Annotated in this window: 14 protein-coding genes; 5 read left to right on the plus strand and 9 right to left on the minus strand. The window is 68.1% G+C overall.

Translation table 11 applies throughout. The annotated features are described in order from the left end of the window. The first annotated feature begins 47 nt into the window (after nt 1-47). Together EAH76_RS06675 and EAH76_RS06680 are read left to right on the plus strand one after the other, a co-directional pair. The gene (locus EAH76_RS06675; RefSeq protein WP_140850397.1) at nt 48-782 is read left to right on the plus strand and encodes a cell wall hydrolase; all 735 of its coding nucleotides are present in this window, start codon (nt 48-50) and stop codon (nt 780-782) included. 43 nt (nt 783-825) lie between these two features. Next, the gene (locus EAH76_RS06680) at nt 826-1,833 is read left to right on the plus strand and encodes a zinc-dependent alcohol dehydrogenase family protein (RefSeq protein ID WP_194150946.1); all 1,008 of its coding nucleotides are present in this window, start codon (nt 826-828) and stop codon (nt 1,831-1,833) included. Nucleotides 1,834-1,856: 23 nt separating this feature from the next. On the opposite strand, the gene EAH76_RS06685 is transcribed toward EAH76_RS06680, so the two are convergent. The 6 genes from EAH76_RS06685 to EAH76_RS06710 form a co-directional block, all read right to left on the minus strand. Next, nucleotides 1,857-3,191: a PepSY-associated TM helix domain-containing protein gene (locus tag EAH76_RS06685; protein ID WP_140849370.1), complete on the minus strand. Its 1,335-nt coding sequence runs from the start codon at nt 3,189-3,191 to the stop codon at nt 1,857-1,859. Then, nucleotides 3,191-5,497 carry a TonB-dependent receptor gene (locus EAH76_RS06690; RefSeq protein WP_140849371.1) on the minus strand — a complete coding sequence of 769 codons (2,307 nt, stop codon included), beginning with the start codon at nt 5,495-5,497 and terminating at the stop codon, nt 3,191-3,193. The genes EAH76_RS06685 and EAH76_RS06690 overlap by 1 nt, the downstream gene beginning before the upstream one ends. 273 nt (nt 5,498-5,770) lie before the next feature. Next, entirely contained in the window at nt 5,771-6,202 is a 432-nt protein-coding gene (locus EAH76_RS06695; protein ID WP_241659588.1) for a hypothetical protein, read from the minus strand. Nucleotides 6,203-6,299: 97 nt separating this feature from the next. Continuing rightward, complete coding sequence (locus EAH76_RS06700) at nt 6,300-6,623, minus strand: Rap1a/Tai family immunity protein (RefSeq protein ID WP_140849373.1); 324 nt, start codon at nt 6,621-6,623, stop codon at nt 6,300-6,302. 32 nt (nt 6,624-6,655) lie between these two features. Next, nucleotides 6,656-7,501 carry a hypothetical protein gene (locus EAH76_RS06705; protein ID WP_140849375.1) on the minus strand — a complete coding sequence of 282 codons (846 nt, stop codon included), beginning with the start codon at nt 7,499-7,501 and terminating at the stop codon, nt 6,656-6,658. A 94-nt stretch (nt 7,502-7,595) separates the two neighbouring features. Continuing rightward, nucleotides 7,596-7,907, minus strand: a complete 312-nt coding sequence (locus tag EAH76_RS06710) for a hypothetical protein (RefSeq protein ID WP_241659589.1) — start codon at nt 7,905-7,907, stop codon at nt 7,596-7,598. 251 nt (nt 7,908-8,158) lie between these two features. Here EAH76_RS06710 and EAH76_RS06715 point away from each other — a divergent pair, with 251 nt between their 5' ends. From EAH76_RS06715 to EAH76_RS06725, 3 genes are all read left to right on the plus strand, one after another. After that, the gene (locus EAH76_RS06715; RefSeq protein WP_140849377.1) at nt 8,159-9,235 is read left to right on the plus strand and encodes a catalase family protein; all 1,077 of its coding nucleotides are present in this window, start codon (nt 8,159-8,161) and stop codon (nt 9,233-9,235) included. Nucleotides 9,236-9,327: 92 nt separating this feature from the next. Next, a complete protein-coding gene (locus EAH76_RS06720) occupies nt 9,328-10,314 on the plus strand; it encodes an aspartate carbamoyltransferase catalytic subunit (RefSeq protein WP_140849378.1) in 987 nt (328 codons plus the stop codon). Next, a complete protein-coding gene (locus EAH76_RS06725) occupies nt 10,311-11,546 on the plus strand; it encodes a dihydroorotase (RefSeq protein ID WP_140849380.1) in 1,236 nt (411 codons plus the stop codon). The genes EAH76_RS06720 and EAH76_RS06725 overlap by 4 nt, the downstream gene beginning before the upstream one ends. A 7-nt stretch (nt 11,547-11,553) precedes the next feature. On the opposite strand, the gene EAH76_RS06730 is transcribed toward EAH76_RS06725, so the two are convergent. Genes EAH76_RS06730 through EAH76_RS06740 form a run of 3 tightly spaced genes read right to left on the minus strand, consistent with a single transcriptional unit; the run spans nt 11,554 to nt 14,250 of the window. Continuing rightward, complete coding sequence (locus tag EAH76_RS06730; protein WP_140849382.1) at nt 11,554-12,924, minus strand: SPOR domain-containing protein; 1,371 nt, start codon at nt 12,922-12,924, stop codon at nt 11,554-11,556. Nucleotides 12,925-12,944: 20 nt separating this feature from the next. Further along, nucleotides 12,945-13,529 carry a hypothetical protein gene (locus tag EAH76_RS06735; RefSeq protein WP_140849384.1) on the minus strand — a complete coding sequence of 195 codons (585 nt, stop codon included), beginning with the start codon at nt 13,527-13,529 and terminating at the stop codon, nt 12,945-12,947. A 1-nt stretch (nt 13,530) separates the two neighbouring features. After that, a complete protein-coding gene (locus EAH76_RS06740; protein ID WP_140849386.1) occupies nt 13,531-14,250 on the minus strand; it encodes a ParA family protein in 720 nt (239 codons plus the stop codon). Nucleotides 14,251-14,286 lie beyond the last annotated feature (36 nt).

Genomic DNA, 14,286 nt, shown 5'->3' on the forward strand with positions numbered 1-14,286 from the left:
TCTCAGCGGTTGCGCCCGACGCCGAAGCTTTGAATAAGCGCGCCACGATGGCGCGCCGACCGACCCCCTCCCCCCGGCGTGCCGGTGCGCGCAGCGCGGCGCGCGATGCTGCCGCGGAAACGTGGCTGCTGCTGCTCGGCTGCGTCGCCGCGGTTCTCCTCGTCGCGACCTTCCTCTATCCCACGCCCCCGGCCGAACGCGACACCGGGCGCGCCAAGCGGCTGACCATGGCGCAGGCCCGCGCGTCCAACCGCGCTGTCCCGATAGAGGCGCGCCTGCGCGTGCCCGCCCCGCGCTACCGCTTCGCCGGCGGACCAGCCGAACGCGAGCAGGCGACCGAATGCCTGGCCACCGCTGCGCTCTACGAAGCGGGCGACGATCGCGAGGGGCAAAAGGCGGTGATTCAGGTCATCCTCAACCGCGTCCGCGCGCCGGGCTTTCCGCGGACGATCTGCGGCGTGGTCTATCAGGGCTATAGCCGCGCGATCGGCTGCCAATTCTCGTTCACCTGCGACGGATCGTTCGACCGGCGCCCGGTGCATACGGGATGGTCGGCAGCGCGCCGCGCCGCCCGGCGTGCACTGGCGGGCCGCGTCTTCGCCGATGTCGGCGGCGCGACGCATTATCATGCCGACTGGATGGTGCCCTATTGGCGCGATTCGCTCGTCAAGATCGCGCAGGTAGGCTCGCACATATTCTATCGGCGCCAGACCGGGCATGACGGGTTCCGCCGCGCCAGCTATGACGCCCGTCGCAATATCCGGACGCCGGTGGATAGCTGACGCGCCCCGAACGTTGCGCCCGCTCACAGCAAGGATATCCGGCATGAAGGCGATGGTTCTCAAGGCCCCGATCGGGCTCGATCGCATGACGTTCGAAGACCGCCCCGATCCCGGCGCGCCCGGCGCGGGCGAGATCCGCGTGGCGGTGCATGGCAGCTCGCTCAATTTCCACGATCTCGGGGTCGCGACGGGCCGGATGCCGACCGCCGACGGCCGCATCCCGCTCGCCGATGGCGCGGGGACCGTCGAGGCGGTCGGCGACGGCGTCACCGAGTTCGCGGCCGGCGACAGCGTCGTCTCGTGCTTCTTCCCCGATTGGCAGGACGGCACCGCGACGATCGGCGATTTCAGCCGCACCCCGGGCGACGGCATCGACGGCTTCGCCCGCGACTATGTGGTGTTGCCCGCCACCGCCTTCACCCACGCGCCCAAGGGCTATGACGCGGTCGAGGCCGCGACGATCACCACCGCTGGCCTCACCGCCTGGCGCGCGCTCGTCGTCGATGGCAAGCTAAAGGCAGGGGACACCGTTTTGCTGCTCGGCACCGGCGGCGTCTCGATCTGGGCGCTGCAGATCGCCAAGGCGATGGGTGCGACCGTCGCCATAACCTCGTCATCGGACGAGAAGCTCGAGCGGGCGAAGCGCCTGGGGGCGGATTTCACGATCAATTACCGCGAACAGCAGGCTTGGGGCCGCGCCGTCGTCGACTGGACGCAGGGCCGCGGCGTCGATCATGTCGTCGAGGTCGGCGGCCCGGGCACGCTCGCGCAGTCGATCGAGGCGGTGCAGGTCGGCGGGCATATCTCGCTGATCGGCGTGCTGACCGGCGCGTCGGGCGAGGTGCCGACCGCAGCGCTGATGGCCAAGCAGGCACGCCTGCAGGGCCTGATCGTCGGCAGCCGACGCGAACAGCAGGAGTTCGTGCGCGCGCTCGATGCCACCGGGATCCGCCCGGTGGTCGACCGCCGCTTCCCGCTCGAGGCACTGGCCGATGCCTTCCGCTACGAGATGGGCGCTGGCCATTTCGGCAAGATCGGGATCGAATGGTAGCCTGGGATCCGATCGCGGCGGTCCTATGACCGCCGCGATCGGATGGCGAGCAGCGCGCGATCGAGCACCATCAGCAGCAAAGCCGACGCGCCGAACAGCGGGAGCAGCAGGCCGAGCAGCACGAGCACCGCGACAAGCGACCGTGGCGGCGCCCCGGCCCGGGGCGGCGCGCCGACTTGACCGCGGGGTCGCCGCTTCAGCCACATCGCGACCCCAAGCGCGCTGATCGCAACGAGCGATATCGCCGTCGCGACGCCGATCAGTTGGTTCGCGAGGCCAAAGAGCTGTCCCTCGTGCCAGGCGACCCCGGTGTTGACGATCCGGTCGATCACATGCTGGTCGGCAAAGCCCGATCGCCCGGTCTCGGCCCCGCTCACCGGATCATAGGTCACGCGCCGGTCGAGCCAGCGATTCTGCGCCTCGGATTTCACCGTCCAGACGTTCGCGGTCGGCGGCCCGAACTTCTGCACCGCATGGGGCGGCAGCACCAGCACGGGAAACGCCATCCGCTCCGCCACCGCCTTGGCGACGAACGCCGACAGCGGCAGACCTGGCGGCTCGGCCCGGACCACCATCGGCATGGCGTCCATCGCGCCATGATGCCCGGCATGACCGCCCTCGGCGCCGATCCTCCAATCCTGCCGCCCCTTGACCAGCCCGAGCTCGGTGCGCACCCATTTGAACCTCCCGCCCCACGCCCCCGCCCAGGGCAGGCCGCTTGCTAGCATCACCAGCACGAGCCCGGCCACCCAAAAGCCGGTGACGCGGTGCAGGTCCCTCAGCAGCGGACGCCCGCGCAAGCCAAGCCGCGGCCACACCGTCCCCGCCAGCCGGAACGGGCGTGGCCACCACAAATACAGGCCCGACACGAGCAGCACGATCGTCCAGCTCGCGGCGAGCTCGACCAGCCGATCGCCGAGCGTCCCAATCAGCAGCGAGCCGTGGATCCGCGCGACCACCGCCTCGATCCGCGCCTCGGGGTCGAGGCTGCCGAGCACCCGCCCCTGCGGCGAGACATAGATTTCACGCGGCTTTGCGTCGCGACCGAGCAGCTGGATCATCGCCGCATCGCCAATCTGGCGCGGGAGCCGATAATGGTTGAAGCGCATCGCCGGGTTGGCGGCCAGCGCCGCCGTCGCCTGCCGCTCGGGCGACACCGCACCCTGCGTGCCAAGACCGCTGAACGCGCGCTCCTCCCATTGCTCGATCTGCGGCTTGAACAAATAGATCGATCCCGTGACCGACAGGATCAGGATGAAGGGCAGCACGAACAGCCCGGCATAGAAATGCCAGCGCCACACCCAGCGATAGCCACGCTGTGCGGAGTCCCCACGCCGCACCGTCTCGATCGCCGCCATCAGAAGGTCACCTTGACGTCGGCCGCGAAGCTGCGCCGCGGGAAGAGATGGAAGAGGAAGTATCGGTCGTTATTGACGTTATCGACGCCGATTCCGAATTCGATATGCTCGGCGACGCGGACCTGCGCACGCAGATCGACGACGAAATATTTGTAGAAGCCTTGATAGGTGTTGCCGACCACGTCGCTATTGTCGAGCGAGCCGTAATTGCGGCTGGCGTAGCGCGCGGCGGCGGTCAGCGCGACGCCATCGATGGGCCGCCACGTCGCCACCGCGGTCGCCTTCCAGCGTGGCACGCTCGGCAGCAGCTTGCCAACCGCGGCCGGAAGCACCGCATTCTTGCTGGTGATCGCGTCGGCATAGGTGACGCTGCCCGAGACGTCGATGCGCCGGACGATATTGGTCCGCGTCACAGAGACCTCGGCGCCGCGTGCGCGCGTCTCATCGACATTCTGGACGTAGGTGCCAACCTGGACCGGGGTCACCGCGAGCGGGCCGGTCTGCGAGATCAGCGCATCCTTGATCACCTCGTTGAACAGAGCCAGCCGCAGCGTTCCCCGGCTGTCCTGCCGTTCGAGCGCGAGTTCGAGCGAGCGCGCGCGTTCGGGCCGCAGGGTGGGATTGGGCACCGAAGCGACCGGCGTGGTGACGATCTGATAAAGCTCGCCGACGGTCGGAAAGCGCCACGCCTGGCCGAACGACAGCCGTGCCGTCAGATGCGGGTCGATCGCATAGGCCAGCGCCGCCTTGGGCGAGACCTTGTCGCTGCGCAGCGTCGGCTGAACGACCGGGCCGATCGCGGGTGACTGCGAGAAATTGACCCCGCCATAGGCGCGCCACCATTCGTAGCGGCCACCGAGGGTGAGCGTGAGCGGCGGCACGATCCTCCACGCATCCTGCGCCCATAGCGCATAGGTGCGCGTCTTGCCGCTGCCCTGCAGGTTCAACGTACCCTTCGGCCCGCTTACCCAGTCGGTCGTACTGTAGCGGTTGCTGTCGAGTTCGTACCAATCGGCGTGCGCACCAAAGCTGATCGTGTGCGTCGCCGCCGCATCGGAGCGCCACGCGCCCTTGGCGTCGAGCGTCTTCCATCCAGTCCCGGCGAGGTCCGTGATGTACCCCGCCCCGCCCGCCTGCCCGGCCGGCAGCGCCGTGTTCGAAACGCGCTGCTCGTCCTTGGCGACATCATAGAGCGTGCCGATCACCTGCCAATCGAACCGGCTGCCGCTGCCGGTCAGCGAGAGGCTGTGCGACCATTGCCGTTGCTCGGTGCGATAGACGCTCCCGGCAAAGGCGCTGGCGGCCAGCGTGTAGACCTGCCCACTGTTGCTCGTCGTCCCCGCGTAGAACGGCAAGCCCGTCGCGGCGTTGGTGAGGTAACTCTCGACGGTCGAATCGGTGGTGTTGCGGAACAGGCTGCCGACATAGGTCAGGCGCAGCGCCGCCGAGAGATCGAGCGCCGCCTTGAGCTTGACGCGATCCTGCACCTGATGCTCGAAGGCCGTCGCGCCGACCACGCGGATCGCGCCGCCGGTGCGGCTGAGATCGTCATAGCCGCCGGTGGTCGGCGTGCTGGTCGCGCTGCGTGTCGCGGTCGCGCTGGCGAAGCCGATCGGCTGGCTGCGGCTGTCGACGTGATCGACGCTGGCGAAGAGCGCCAACGGCCCGAACCGATCGCCGAGCGTGCCGCCGAGCTGATAGGCCGGCAGCGTGCGGTGCGTGCCGTACAGGTCGAACTGCTGGACGGTCGTTCCCGCGACCAGCGTTCCCTCGAACCGATCGGGCAGCCGGGTCGTGATGTTGACGACGGCGCCGATCGCATTGCCGGGATAGGCGGCGGAGAACGGCCCGTAGAGCACATCGACGCGCGCGATCTCTTCGGTCGAGACGAGGTTCCAGCGCGGACTGGCCGAGGTGTTGTTGTTGCCGATCAACGCCGAGAGGATCGCGCCATCGGCATAGATCAAGCTGCGCGCGCTGGCTCCGAGTCCCGAGGTGCGCGTCGCAAGCGGCGCCTGGCTGTCGCCGATATGGCGTTTGCGCACGACGAGGCTCGGCAGATATTTGAGCGTATCCTCGACATTGCGCGCGTTGATCGTCGTCGCGATCGTCGCGGCATCGATCGAGGCCCTGGATGCGGGCGCGTTCTCGATCGTCGCGGTGCGGCGTTGCGCGGTGACGAGAATGTCCTCCTGCTCCGCTTCGGGCGCGGGCGGCGGACGCTCTTCGGCGAAGGCCGGCGCGGTGGCGTATGCGAGGATCGAAATAAGCGAGGTGACGCCGAGCAGAGCTGTGCGGCCGTTCATGAAAATGTCCTGTTCGATGCGAAGAAGCGCAGCGGCCCGCACGGGTGCCCCCGGTGCGTCACGCTCGGCTTCGCGGTCCCGATGGCCGATCGACGCGCAGCGACGCGCCTCGATCGACGGCAACTCGCCACAGTAGGAACGGTGTCGGAAAGTCGGGCGCTATTGGCACCGGCCGCCAGTCGCTACGACCAGACGCCCGAAGATGCCACGCTTGCTATTCCTTGCGCCCAGAACCCGGTTCCGTCCGCCATCGCTCACCCGTTGGGCGAGGATTCAAGCCGATGCGGGTGGTCCCCGCAACGGCGGCCGGAGCGCATGACGATAGGGGACCACGACACGGCACAGCGCCACCCGCCCCAGCGCGAGCACGAACAGCACCGCGATCGCGAGCAGCGCAGCATCGGCTCCGGCGAGATGCGGCGCCGTGAGACCCGCAAAGGTGCAGGGGCTCTCGACCTTGCCGCCTTGCTGGCCATGATGTTGGCCCGCCATGTCGGGCCCGACCATGCCGTGATCGACCATGCCGGGCATCGCCATTGGCGACGGCATCGGCTCCATCCCGGAACAGAGTTCGAGCACCAACCCGTTGCCCGTAGCGACCGGCATGAAGCCCGTCGGAATCACGATCTTGGCGAACAGCACAAGCGCGAACAGCAGGGCGACAAGCCGCCGATGCGTTCGGAACAGGGTGCGAAGGGCGGCCATCGCGCGAAGGACTAGAGGCGCCTCGCCGTCATGTCATCCCCGATGCGGGGTCAATCGCCACCATATCGACCCAAACGCCTTAAGTGCCCGCAATCCCTCAGGGACGCTCGCAGGGAAACGCCGCCTTCAGCGCATCGCGAATGACGAAGGTCGGCGCGCTGCTCCAGCTTTTCTTGTGCGTGCGGAGATATTTGCGTGCGACCGTCACGACCTTGACGGTCGATGCGCTCGCCGCCGACGGGCAAATCTGGTGCGACAGCGACAGGGCGTCGAATGCGCCGAGAATGTATCCCGTGCAGAAGCTTGCGGTCGTGTCGGCGTCCTTGCCGCGGCAGGCATCGGCGATTTGCGCGGTCTCCAACGGGCTTACCACCACGGGTGGCGCGGCAGTTGCGGCGATCGCCGCGGCAAGCAAGATCATGGCACGTCCTTTATCCGGGGCCGACGAGAGTCTTAATCCTGAGCGGATGGCTGTGCAGACGGCGCTCCAGGCGCGAGATACGGCAACAGGCGCAGCCGCGGGAAGACGCTATCGAGCGGCTTGGTATCGGGCAAGATATAGACGACCCCGCCCGCCTTGAGGAAGCGCGAGCGGATCTGCTTGGTGTAGAAGCTCGTGCCGACATTGATGCAGCCAAAGCTGATGCGATTGTCGTCGGGCGTCGGCGACAGCAGCCGCTCGACGCGCCGTTCCTTCTTGTGCGTGGTGATCACCGCGTGGAGCGCGACCGAATTGGCATAATCGACCCACAGCACGCGCTGGTGCCCGAATGCGCGGCCGAACTTGGCGACGAAGCGCCCGGCGGGCGTCGTGCGTTCGGCCGGCCCGATCTCGGCCAGGTCCTTCGAGCCCACGCCCGGGGTCGAATCATCGCCGACGCCGATGCCGAGCAGCACCGGGGTTTCGCCAAGGAAGGTGCCGGCGGCATCGAACAGCGAGAGCGACGCCGCCTGCTTGTCGATGACGATATAGGGCAGCGTGCCATTGTCGTGCGACGAGGCGACCCAGGCGATCACGCGATTCGCCGCTTCGGACCGTACCGGCTCGGGAAGCGGTGGCGTGTCCTTCGCCTTGACCTTGGCCGCCGCGCGGCGCGCGGCGGCGGTTTTGGCCCCAGTTTTAGGCGGGGCCTTGGCCGAAGCCTTGGCCGGGATTTTACCCCCGGCCTTTGCGGGCTTCCGGCTGGACGGCTTCGCTACCGTGGACGACGTCGTCGCCTTGTCGGACAGCGGGGCACGGCCGAGCGCTGCCGAGGGTCCGATCGCACCTGCGATCAGACCCAGCACCGCTGCGGCCATGCCCACACCATGACGCAGAGAGAACGGCCTAGTTGGCACTTCGACTTGGTTCAGCAATGCGTCCGGTCACTATGAGAGGAATGCGGTAGTACGATCAGCCGCGCGGCCGGCGCTGCGCGCGCTGTGCCTGCTGCTGGAGTTGCTGGTCGAGCCCGTCGACGCGACCGCTGATCTGGTCGATCCGCTGCGCGTTCTGCTGTGCCTGGCCGGCAGCAGCCTGTGCCTGGGTGAGCGCCTGGCCCGACACGCCTTCGACCGTGCGGACGCGGCCGTCGATGCCGTCGATGCGCGTGTTCACGGTGGCGATCTGGCGGTTGACATAACCCTTGGTCGCGCAACCGCTGACGCCGATCGATCCGGCCAGGATCATGGCTACTGTTGCGGTCTTCACAAGATTCGAATGCATATACTTACCCTTTTGAAATGGCGTGGCGCGGTTCACAAGCGCAGCCCCGCCCGGATTGGCAACCGCTATCCGGCAGGCCGTGGCGGTTCCACGGCAGGGAGAATGCGCGCTATGCCGCAGAAATCCGCCAAAATGCCTATTCTGAACGCTTGCTGAAAGGCGGCAGGAAACACGACAGGCAGCGTTTGGCGCGCTGGTGCGTTGAGCTGGAGTGTTCCCCAAGGTGCAGACCACCAAGTAAAGGCGTTCCTATGCTACAGTCTCCGATCCGCTTCCGTCCCGACGTCGAGCAGCCGCAGCCCGATGAGCGAGCAACCATCACAGATCTCACCAAAACATTCGATACAATCCTCGAGCGGACCGCCGAGGAATATGGCCATGCGGTGCGATCGGTCCACGCCAAGTCGCACGGACTGCTCGAAGGCGCGCTGACGATCGATTCGGACTTGCCCGCCGAGCTGGCCCAGGGCCTGTTCGCGCACGGGGGAAGCCACAAGGTGCAGATCCGCCTGTCGACCAATGCCGGCGACATCCTGCCTGACGTGATCGGCCTGCCGCGCGGCCTCGCGATGAAGGTGTTCGATGTCGCGGGCGAACGGCTGCCCGGCTCCGAGGGCACCGCGCAGGATTTCGTGATGATCAACGGCCCCGTCTTCCAGGCGAAGACCGCCGATAAGTTCCTCGGCAACCTCAAGCTGCTCGCCAAGACCACTGATCGGCTCGAAGGGGCCAAGAAGGTCGTGTCGGCGGCGCTGCGCGGCGTGCGCCATGCCTTCGAAGCGGTCGGCGCCGAGCCCCCCGCCGCGGTCAACGCGCTCGGCGGCGCGCCCAATGTCGAGCCGCTCGGGGAAACCTATTACAGCGCGACCGCCTTCCGCTTCGGCGACTATATCGCCAAGTTCAGCATCGCACCCGTAGCGCCGGCGATGACCGCGATGACGGGCAAGGAAATCGCGATCGACGGTCGTGAGGACGCGATCCGCGAAGACGTCCGCACCGAGATGCGGACTCTCGACGCCGAATGGGAATTCCGCGTTCAGCTCTGCCGTGATCTCGAAGCGCAACCGGTCGAGGATGCGACCGTGCTGTGGGACGAGGCCACGAGCCCGTTCATCCGCGTCGGCACGATCCGCGCCACGGCACAGGACAGCTGGAGCGACGCGCATGTCCAGCAGATCAACGAAGAAACGCGCTTCAGCGTGTGGACCGGGATCACCGCGCATCAACCGCTTGGCAATATCAACCGCGTGCGGCGCGATACCTATCGCCACTCGGCCGACTTCCGCGCGCGGGTGAACGGTTGCCCGTATCACGAGCCGACCAACTGATCCGACGATATCGGGAGAGGGTCGCTTAAGCGCCCTCTCCCACCCCATCCGGCCTTGCCAGAAACCGTAGGCGCGGCTACCCGACGGCCTCGATGCAACCCTCCGATCACCGCCCCGCCTCGCTCATCCCGGGCCGCGCCGTGTTTCCGCACCGGCACCTCACCGGCATCGAGGGATTGCAGCCGCACGAAATCGTATTCCTGCTCGACGAAGCCGATGGCTGGGTCGCCGCCAACCGGACGCGCGCGATCAGCGACAAGCGGTTGGGCGGCCTCACGCTGATCAACGCCTTCTTCGAGAATTCGACCCGCACGCTGCTGTCGTTCGAGATCGCGGGCAAGCGACTCGGGGCGGATGTGATCAACATGCATGCGGCGCAAAGCTCGGTGAAGAAGGGCGAGACGCTGATCGACACCGCGATGACGCTCAACGCGATGCGCGCCGATGTCATCGTCATCCGCCATATGAGTTCGGGCGCGGTCCGGCTCATCGCTGGCAAGGTGGATTGCCCGGTGCTCAACGCGGGCGACGGGCAGCATGAACATCCGACACAGGCACTGCTCGACGCGCTGACGATCCGCCGCCGCCGCGGCACGATCGCCGGGCAGCGCGTCGTGATCTGCGGCGACATCCTGCACAGCCGCGTCGCACGTTCGAACATCCTCGCGCTGACCGCGCTCGCCGCCGAAGTGCGCGTCTGCGCGCCGGCGACCTTGATGCCAGAGGGGATCGAGCGGATGGGCGTGACGCCGTTCACCGATTTCGACACCGCGCTCGAAGGCGCCGATGTGGTGATGATGCTCCGCGTCCAGAACGAGCGGATGGCAGGCGGCTTCATTCCATCGAACCGCGAATTCCATCTGCGCTACGGGCTGACGCTCAAACGGCTCGAACGCGCCGGGCCCGATGCGCTGGTGATGCATCCCGGGCCGATGAACCGCGGCGTCGAAATCGATTCCGCCGTCGCCGACCATGCGCGCTCGGCAATCACCGAACAGGTCGAGATGGGGGTCGCCGTCCGCATGGCCTGCCTCGATGTACTGACGCGGCGCTCGCGCGGCGTGGCGGGCTGGGCATGAGCCGGATGCTCGCCTTGCTCAACGCGACCTTGGTCTGCCCGGTCGCGGGCGTGTCGCAGGGCGGCGTGCTGATCGAGAACGACCGGATCGTCGCGACGGGGCTGATCGACGTGCCCGCCAATAACGAGACTATCGATTGCGGCGGCGCGACGCTTGCCCCCGCGATCGTCGATCTCGGCGTGTTCGCGATCGACCTTCCCGCCTTCCATGCAGGCGGCATCGTCCGCGTCGGGCTGATGCCCGATCAGTCGCCGGTGCTCGATGATCCCGGCATCGTCCAGCGCGCTGCGCTGATCGGACGCCCTGGCCTATGGATCCATCCGATCGCCGCGGCCACGCGCGGTCTTGCCGGCACCGACCTCGCTGAAATGGCGATCAATCGCGATGCCGGTGCGCGCGCAGTCGGGACCGGCGCGCGCTGGATCGCCGACTCGGGCGTGATGCGCAAAGTGCTCGCCTATGCCGGCGACCTAGGCCTCGCTGTCATCACCCATGCCGAGGATGGTGGCGTCACGGCGGGCGCGGTCGCCACCGCCGGCGAGACCGCGACGCGGATGGGGCTTCCCTCAGCGCCAGCGATCGCCGAGGCGCTGGCGATCGCGCGCGACCTGATGCTCACCGAGGAGACCGGCGCGACGCTGCACATCCGCCAGGTGACGACCGCCGCCGGGTTCGAATTGATCCGCGCTGCCAAGCGCCACGGCGTGCGCGTCACCTGCGGGATCACCCCTGCGCACCTATTGCTGTCCGATATCGCGATGACCGATTTCCGCACCTTCGCGCACCTCTCACCGCCGCTGCGGAGCGAGAGCGACCGCCAGGCGGCGGTCGCCGCGATGGCCGACGGGACGATCGACGTGCTGTGCTCGGGCCACGATCCGCGCGGCCCCGAAGAGAAGCGCCTGCCGTTCGCCGATTCGGCCTCGGGCATGGCGGGCGCGGAAACGCTGCTCGCGCTGGGTCTGGGGCTGGTCCGCGACGAGACGATTTCGCTCCAGCGGCTGTTCACGCTGCTCGCCGCCAATCCGGCGAAGGTGCTCGGGGTCGATGCCGGATCGCTCAGCGTCGGCGCGCCTGCAGACCTGTTGCTGCTGGCGCCCGATGCGCCGTGGCAGATCGCGGGTGACCGGCTTTATGCCAAGGCCGGCAACACGCCGTTCGACGGGCTGCCGGTACAGGGCAAGGTGCTGCGGCTGTTCAAGGGCGGCACCGCCCTCCCCGTCCCCGCCTGACGTCGGCTTAGCGCGACGCCAGTTCGCGCCCCTTCGCCCACATCGCGACCTGATCGCCAGCGCCGGCGCGGACGAAGCAATTGCCGCCACGGCTACGATAGTTCTGGCACAGCGATACCGCGTCGGCGCGCGCGAAGCCGCCGACCGACAGACGGTAGAATTGCTTGCCGCCGCGCGAGACGCTCATGCCCTGCGGCGTGTGGCTCGCAAAACCGGCATAGCTGCGCGTCGCCCGCGTCCAGGCATCATGCGCAACGCCGGCCGTGTCATAGGCGCCGAGCTGGACGAAGAAGCTGCCGCGCGTGACCGGCCGGGCTCCGACCGGCGCCAGCACGGCCCGCGGTGGTGCGACGACGCTCGCGACCGCAGTCCGCGAAGTGACATTGCGCTGCTTCGTGGCGACCTTTGCATAGGCGACCGGCAACGGCTGGACGACTTCCCGGCGCTCTGCGAAGACCACCCCGGCAATCGTCGGTCCGACCGCAGCGACTTGCTGCGCAGCCGGCGCGGCGACGTCAGCCACCGCAACGGCCGCGGGCTGCGCCGCGGGTTGGGCGGAGGCCTGACCCGGCATGTACGTGTCGATCGGCGGCTCGGCCTGCGCAAGCGCGGTCGTGCCGCGGTTGAGCGCAAGCGCGACCGGGCGGCCGGGATCGACCGCCGGCGTCACGCCGAGCAAGGTCGCAACCTGATCCGACGCCGAGTTGGGCCGCGAGAAGGTCGACCAATCGAGGATGCGCCGCGCGACATCAGCCGGGGCGACGTCCATCGCCACCACCGTCTGCGCTTCGCGCCAGCGCCCGGCGAGCGCGAGGCTCAGCGCATAATTCTGGCGGACCTTGGCATCGGCATCGGGCGCACGCGCCGCAGCGCCGAGCATCTCGACCGCAGTTGCCGGGTCACCCGCCAGCGCCGTCGCGAGGCCGCGGTCGCTGACCGGGATCGTCGCGGCATTGGCGTCGAGCGTCTTGCGCGCGCCGGCCCAGTCGCCGGTGGCGATCTGCGCGAGCGCGAGGTTGAGCGCAGCCTTGCCATTGCCCTGCGCGAGGCTGAGCGTGTCGGCAAAGGCATCGCGCGCCGAGGCGAAACGCCCCGCCTTGAGATAGCTCTGCCCCAGGATCATGCGATAATCGGCAGCGTCGGGCTGATCCCCGACGGCGCGTTCGGCATGGGCGATCGCCTCGGCGAAACGGCCTGAGCGCAACGCCTGCTGCGCCGAGGCGGCTTCGGTACGTGCTTCCTTCTCGGCACGCGATTGCTCGCGGGCGCTGGCGGCGGCGATCGTCGAGACCGCGGTGGCCGCGATCGTGCCCCCCAGCATGAGGAGCGAAAGCCCCAGGGTCAGGGGGCCGAAAGTGATGGCGGACCGGGTCTTCATCGTAACGCCCTCCTCGGGGTCTATCGCTTCGCCCGCGTCGGCAACTGGCGCACCAGGTCGTCGACTTCGGGGAGAGTTTGCAGGAATTGGTCGAGCGCCTCGGTGACCAGCGACTGGGCCGAGGCATTGTGCAGCGCGCTGGCGAGGCGGAGCCGGAGGTGCCGGTCTTCGTCGAGCCGCAGCGTGAAGGCGGATTTGGGACGTGTCTTGTTGTGCTTCTTGCTCGTCTCGCGACCGATCCGGGTCGCGGTGGCGACCGATACGGATTTGGGCGCGGCGCGCACGGGTTCGGGCTCGTGTTCGGGTTCAGCGGCGGCCTCAACGGGCTCTTCCGCTGCGACGGGTTCCGGTGCGGCGACGGGCTGCGCGAATTCCTCACGCAGCACTTCGCGCTGGACCAGCACCGGCGGCATGGGGGCGACCGGCGCCACCTCGCCCATGTCGTTCCAGCCGAGATCGTCCTGCGCGCCCGGCATCGTGCCGAAGCCGCCAAAGCCCTGCGGCCGCATCGCGGGCTTCGCCATGCCCTTGCGCGCGAGCAGCGTCGAGGAGAGCGACGCAGTGGCCTTGGGGGCGGTCGGTTTGGGGTTCCCGAACATGCTCATCTCAGCTCACCACGCGGCGGCCGAAACCACCTCCCGCGGCGGGGCGCGGTGCGCCGAAGCCGTTGACCGAGGTGGGCGTCGCGAACACCGTGCGGCGGAAATTCTTCTCGAGCCGGTCGGAGATATAGGTCCACAGGTCGCGCACCTCCTGCGCCGAGCGGCCCTTGCCATCGACCTCCATCACCGTCCGCCCATCGATCATCGACGCGGCGAAATCGGTACGGTGGTGGATCGTGATCGGGGCGACCGTGCCATGCTGCGACAGCGCGACCGCGGCTTCCGAGGTGATCCGCGCCTTGGGCGTCGCGCCATTGACGACGAACAGCAACGGCTTGCCCGCACGCTCGCACAGATCGACGGTAGCGCCTACCGCGCGCAGATCGTGCGGGCTCGGGCGCGTCGGGATGACGATCAACTCGGCGACCGCGATCACGCTCTGGATCGCCATGGTGATGGCCGGCGGGGTGTCGATCATCGCCAGCTTGAAGCCCTGCTGACGCAGCACCTCGAGATCGGCGGCGAGCCGCGCGACGGTGGTCTGCGCGAAAGCGGGAAACTCGCTCTGCCGCTCGTTCCACCAATCGGACAGCGAGCCCTGCGGATCGATGTCGATCAGCACCACCGGCCCCGCCCCTGCGAGCTGCGCCTGTACCGCCAGATGGCCGGACAAGGTTGTCTTGCCCGAGCCGCCCTTTTGAGATGCCATCGCTAGAACGCGCATGAGCCCCTTTCGCCCCTTTAATCGAGGCAACCGACT

Origin of the sequence: Sphingomonas glacialis, from assembly GCF_006439055.1 — a bacterium.
Lineage (GTDB): Bacteria > Pseudomonadota > Alphaproteobacteria > Sphingomonadales > Sphingomonadaceae > Sphingomonas > Sphingomonas glacialis_A.

Excerpts from the sequence above, each read along its gene's own strand:
- EAH76_RS06675 (WP_140850397.1), top strand. The coding sequence starts at position 48 with ATGGCGCGCCGACCGACCCCCTCCCCCCGGCGTGCCGGTGCGCGCAGC.
- EAH76_RS06680 (WP_194150946.1), top strand. The coding sequence starts at position 826 with ATGAAGGCGATGGTTCTCAAGGCCCCGATCGGGCTCGATCGCATGACG.
- EAH76_RS06685 (WP_140849370.1), bottom strand. The coding sequence starts at position 3,191 with ATGGCGGCGATCGAGACGGTGCGGCGTGGGGACTCCGCACAGCGTGGC.
- EAH76_RS06690 (WP_140849371.1), bottom strand. The coding sequence starts at position 5,497 with ATGAACGGCCGCACAGCTCTGCTCGGCGTCACCTCGCTTATTTCGATC.
- EAH76_RS06695 (WP_241659588.1), bottom strand. The coding sequence starts at position 6,202 with ATGGCCGCCCTTCGCACCCTGTTCCGAACGCATCGGCGGCTTGTCGCC.
- EAH76_RS06700 (WP_140849373.1), bottom strand. The coding sequence starts at position 6,623 with ATGATCTTGCTTGCCGCGGCGATCGCCGCAACTGCCGCGCCACCCGTG.
- EAH76_RS06705 (WP_140849375.1), bottom strand. The coding sequence starts at position 7,501 with ATGGCCGCAGCGGTGCTGGGTCTGATCGCAGGTGCGATCGGACCCTCG.
- EAH76_RS06710 (WP_241659589.1), bottom strand. The coding sequence starts at position 7,907 with ATGCATTCGAATCTTGTGAAGACCGCAACAGTAGCCATGATCCTGGCC.
- EAH76_RS06715 (WP_140849377.1), top strand. The coding sequence starts at position 8,159 with ATGCTACAGTCTCCGATCCGCTTCCGTCCCGACGTCGAGCAGCCGCAG.
- EAH76_RS06720 (WP_140849378.1), top strand. The coding sequence starts at position 9,328 with ATGCAACCCTCCGATCACCGCCCCGCCTCGCTCATCCCGGGCCGCGCC.
- EAH76_RS06725 (WP_140849380.1), top strand. The coding sequence starts at position 10,311 with ATGAGCCGGATGCTCGCCTTGCTCAACGCGACCTTGGTCTGCCCGGTC.
- EAH76_RS06730 (WP_140849382.1), bottom strand. The coding sequence starts at position 12,924 with ATGAAGACCCGGTCCGCCATCACTTTCGGCCCCCTGACCCTGGGGCTT.
- EAH76_RS06735 (WP_140849384.1), bottom strand. The coding sequence starts at position 13,529 with ATGAGCATGTTCGGGAACCCCAAACCGACCGCCCCCAAGGCCACTGCG.
- EAH76_RS06740 (WP_140849386.1), bottom strand. The coding sequence starts at position 14,250 with ATGCGCGTTCTAGCGATGGCATCTCAAAAGGGCGGCTCGGGCAAGACA.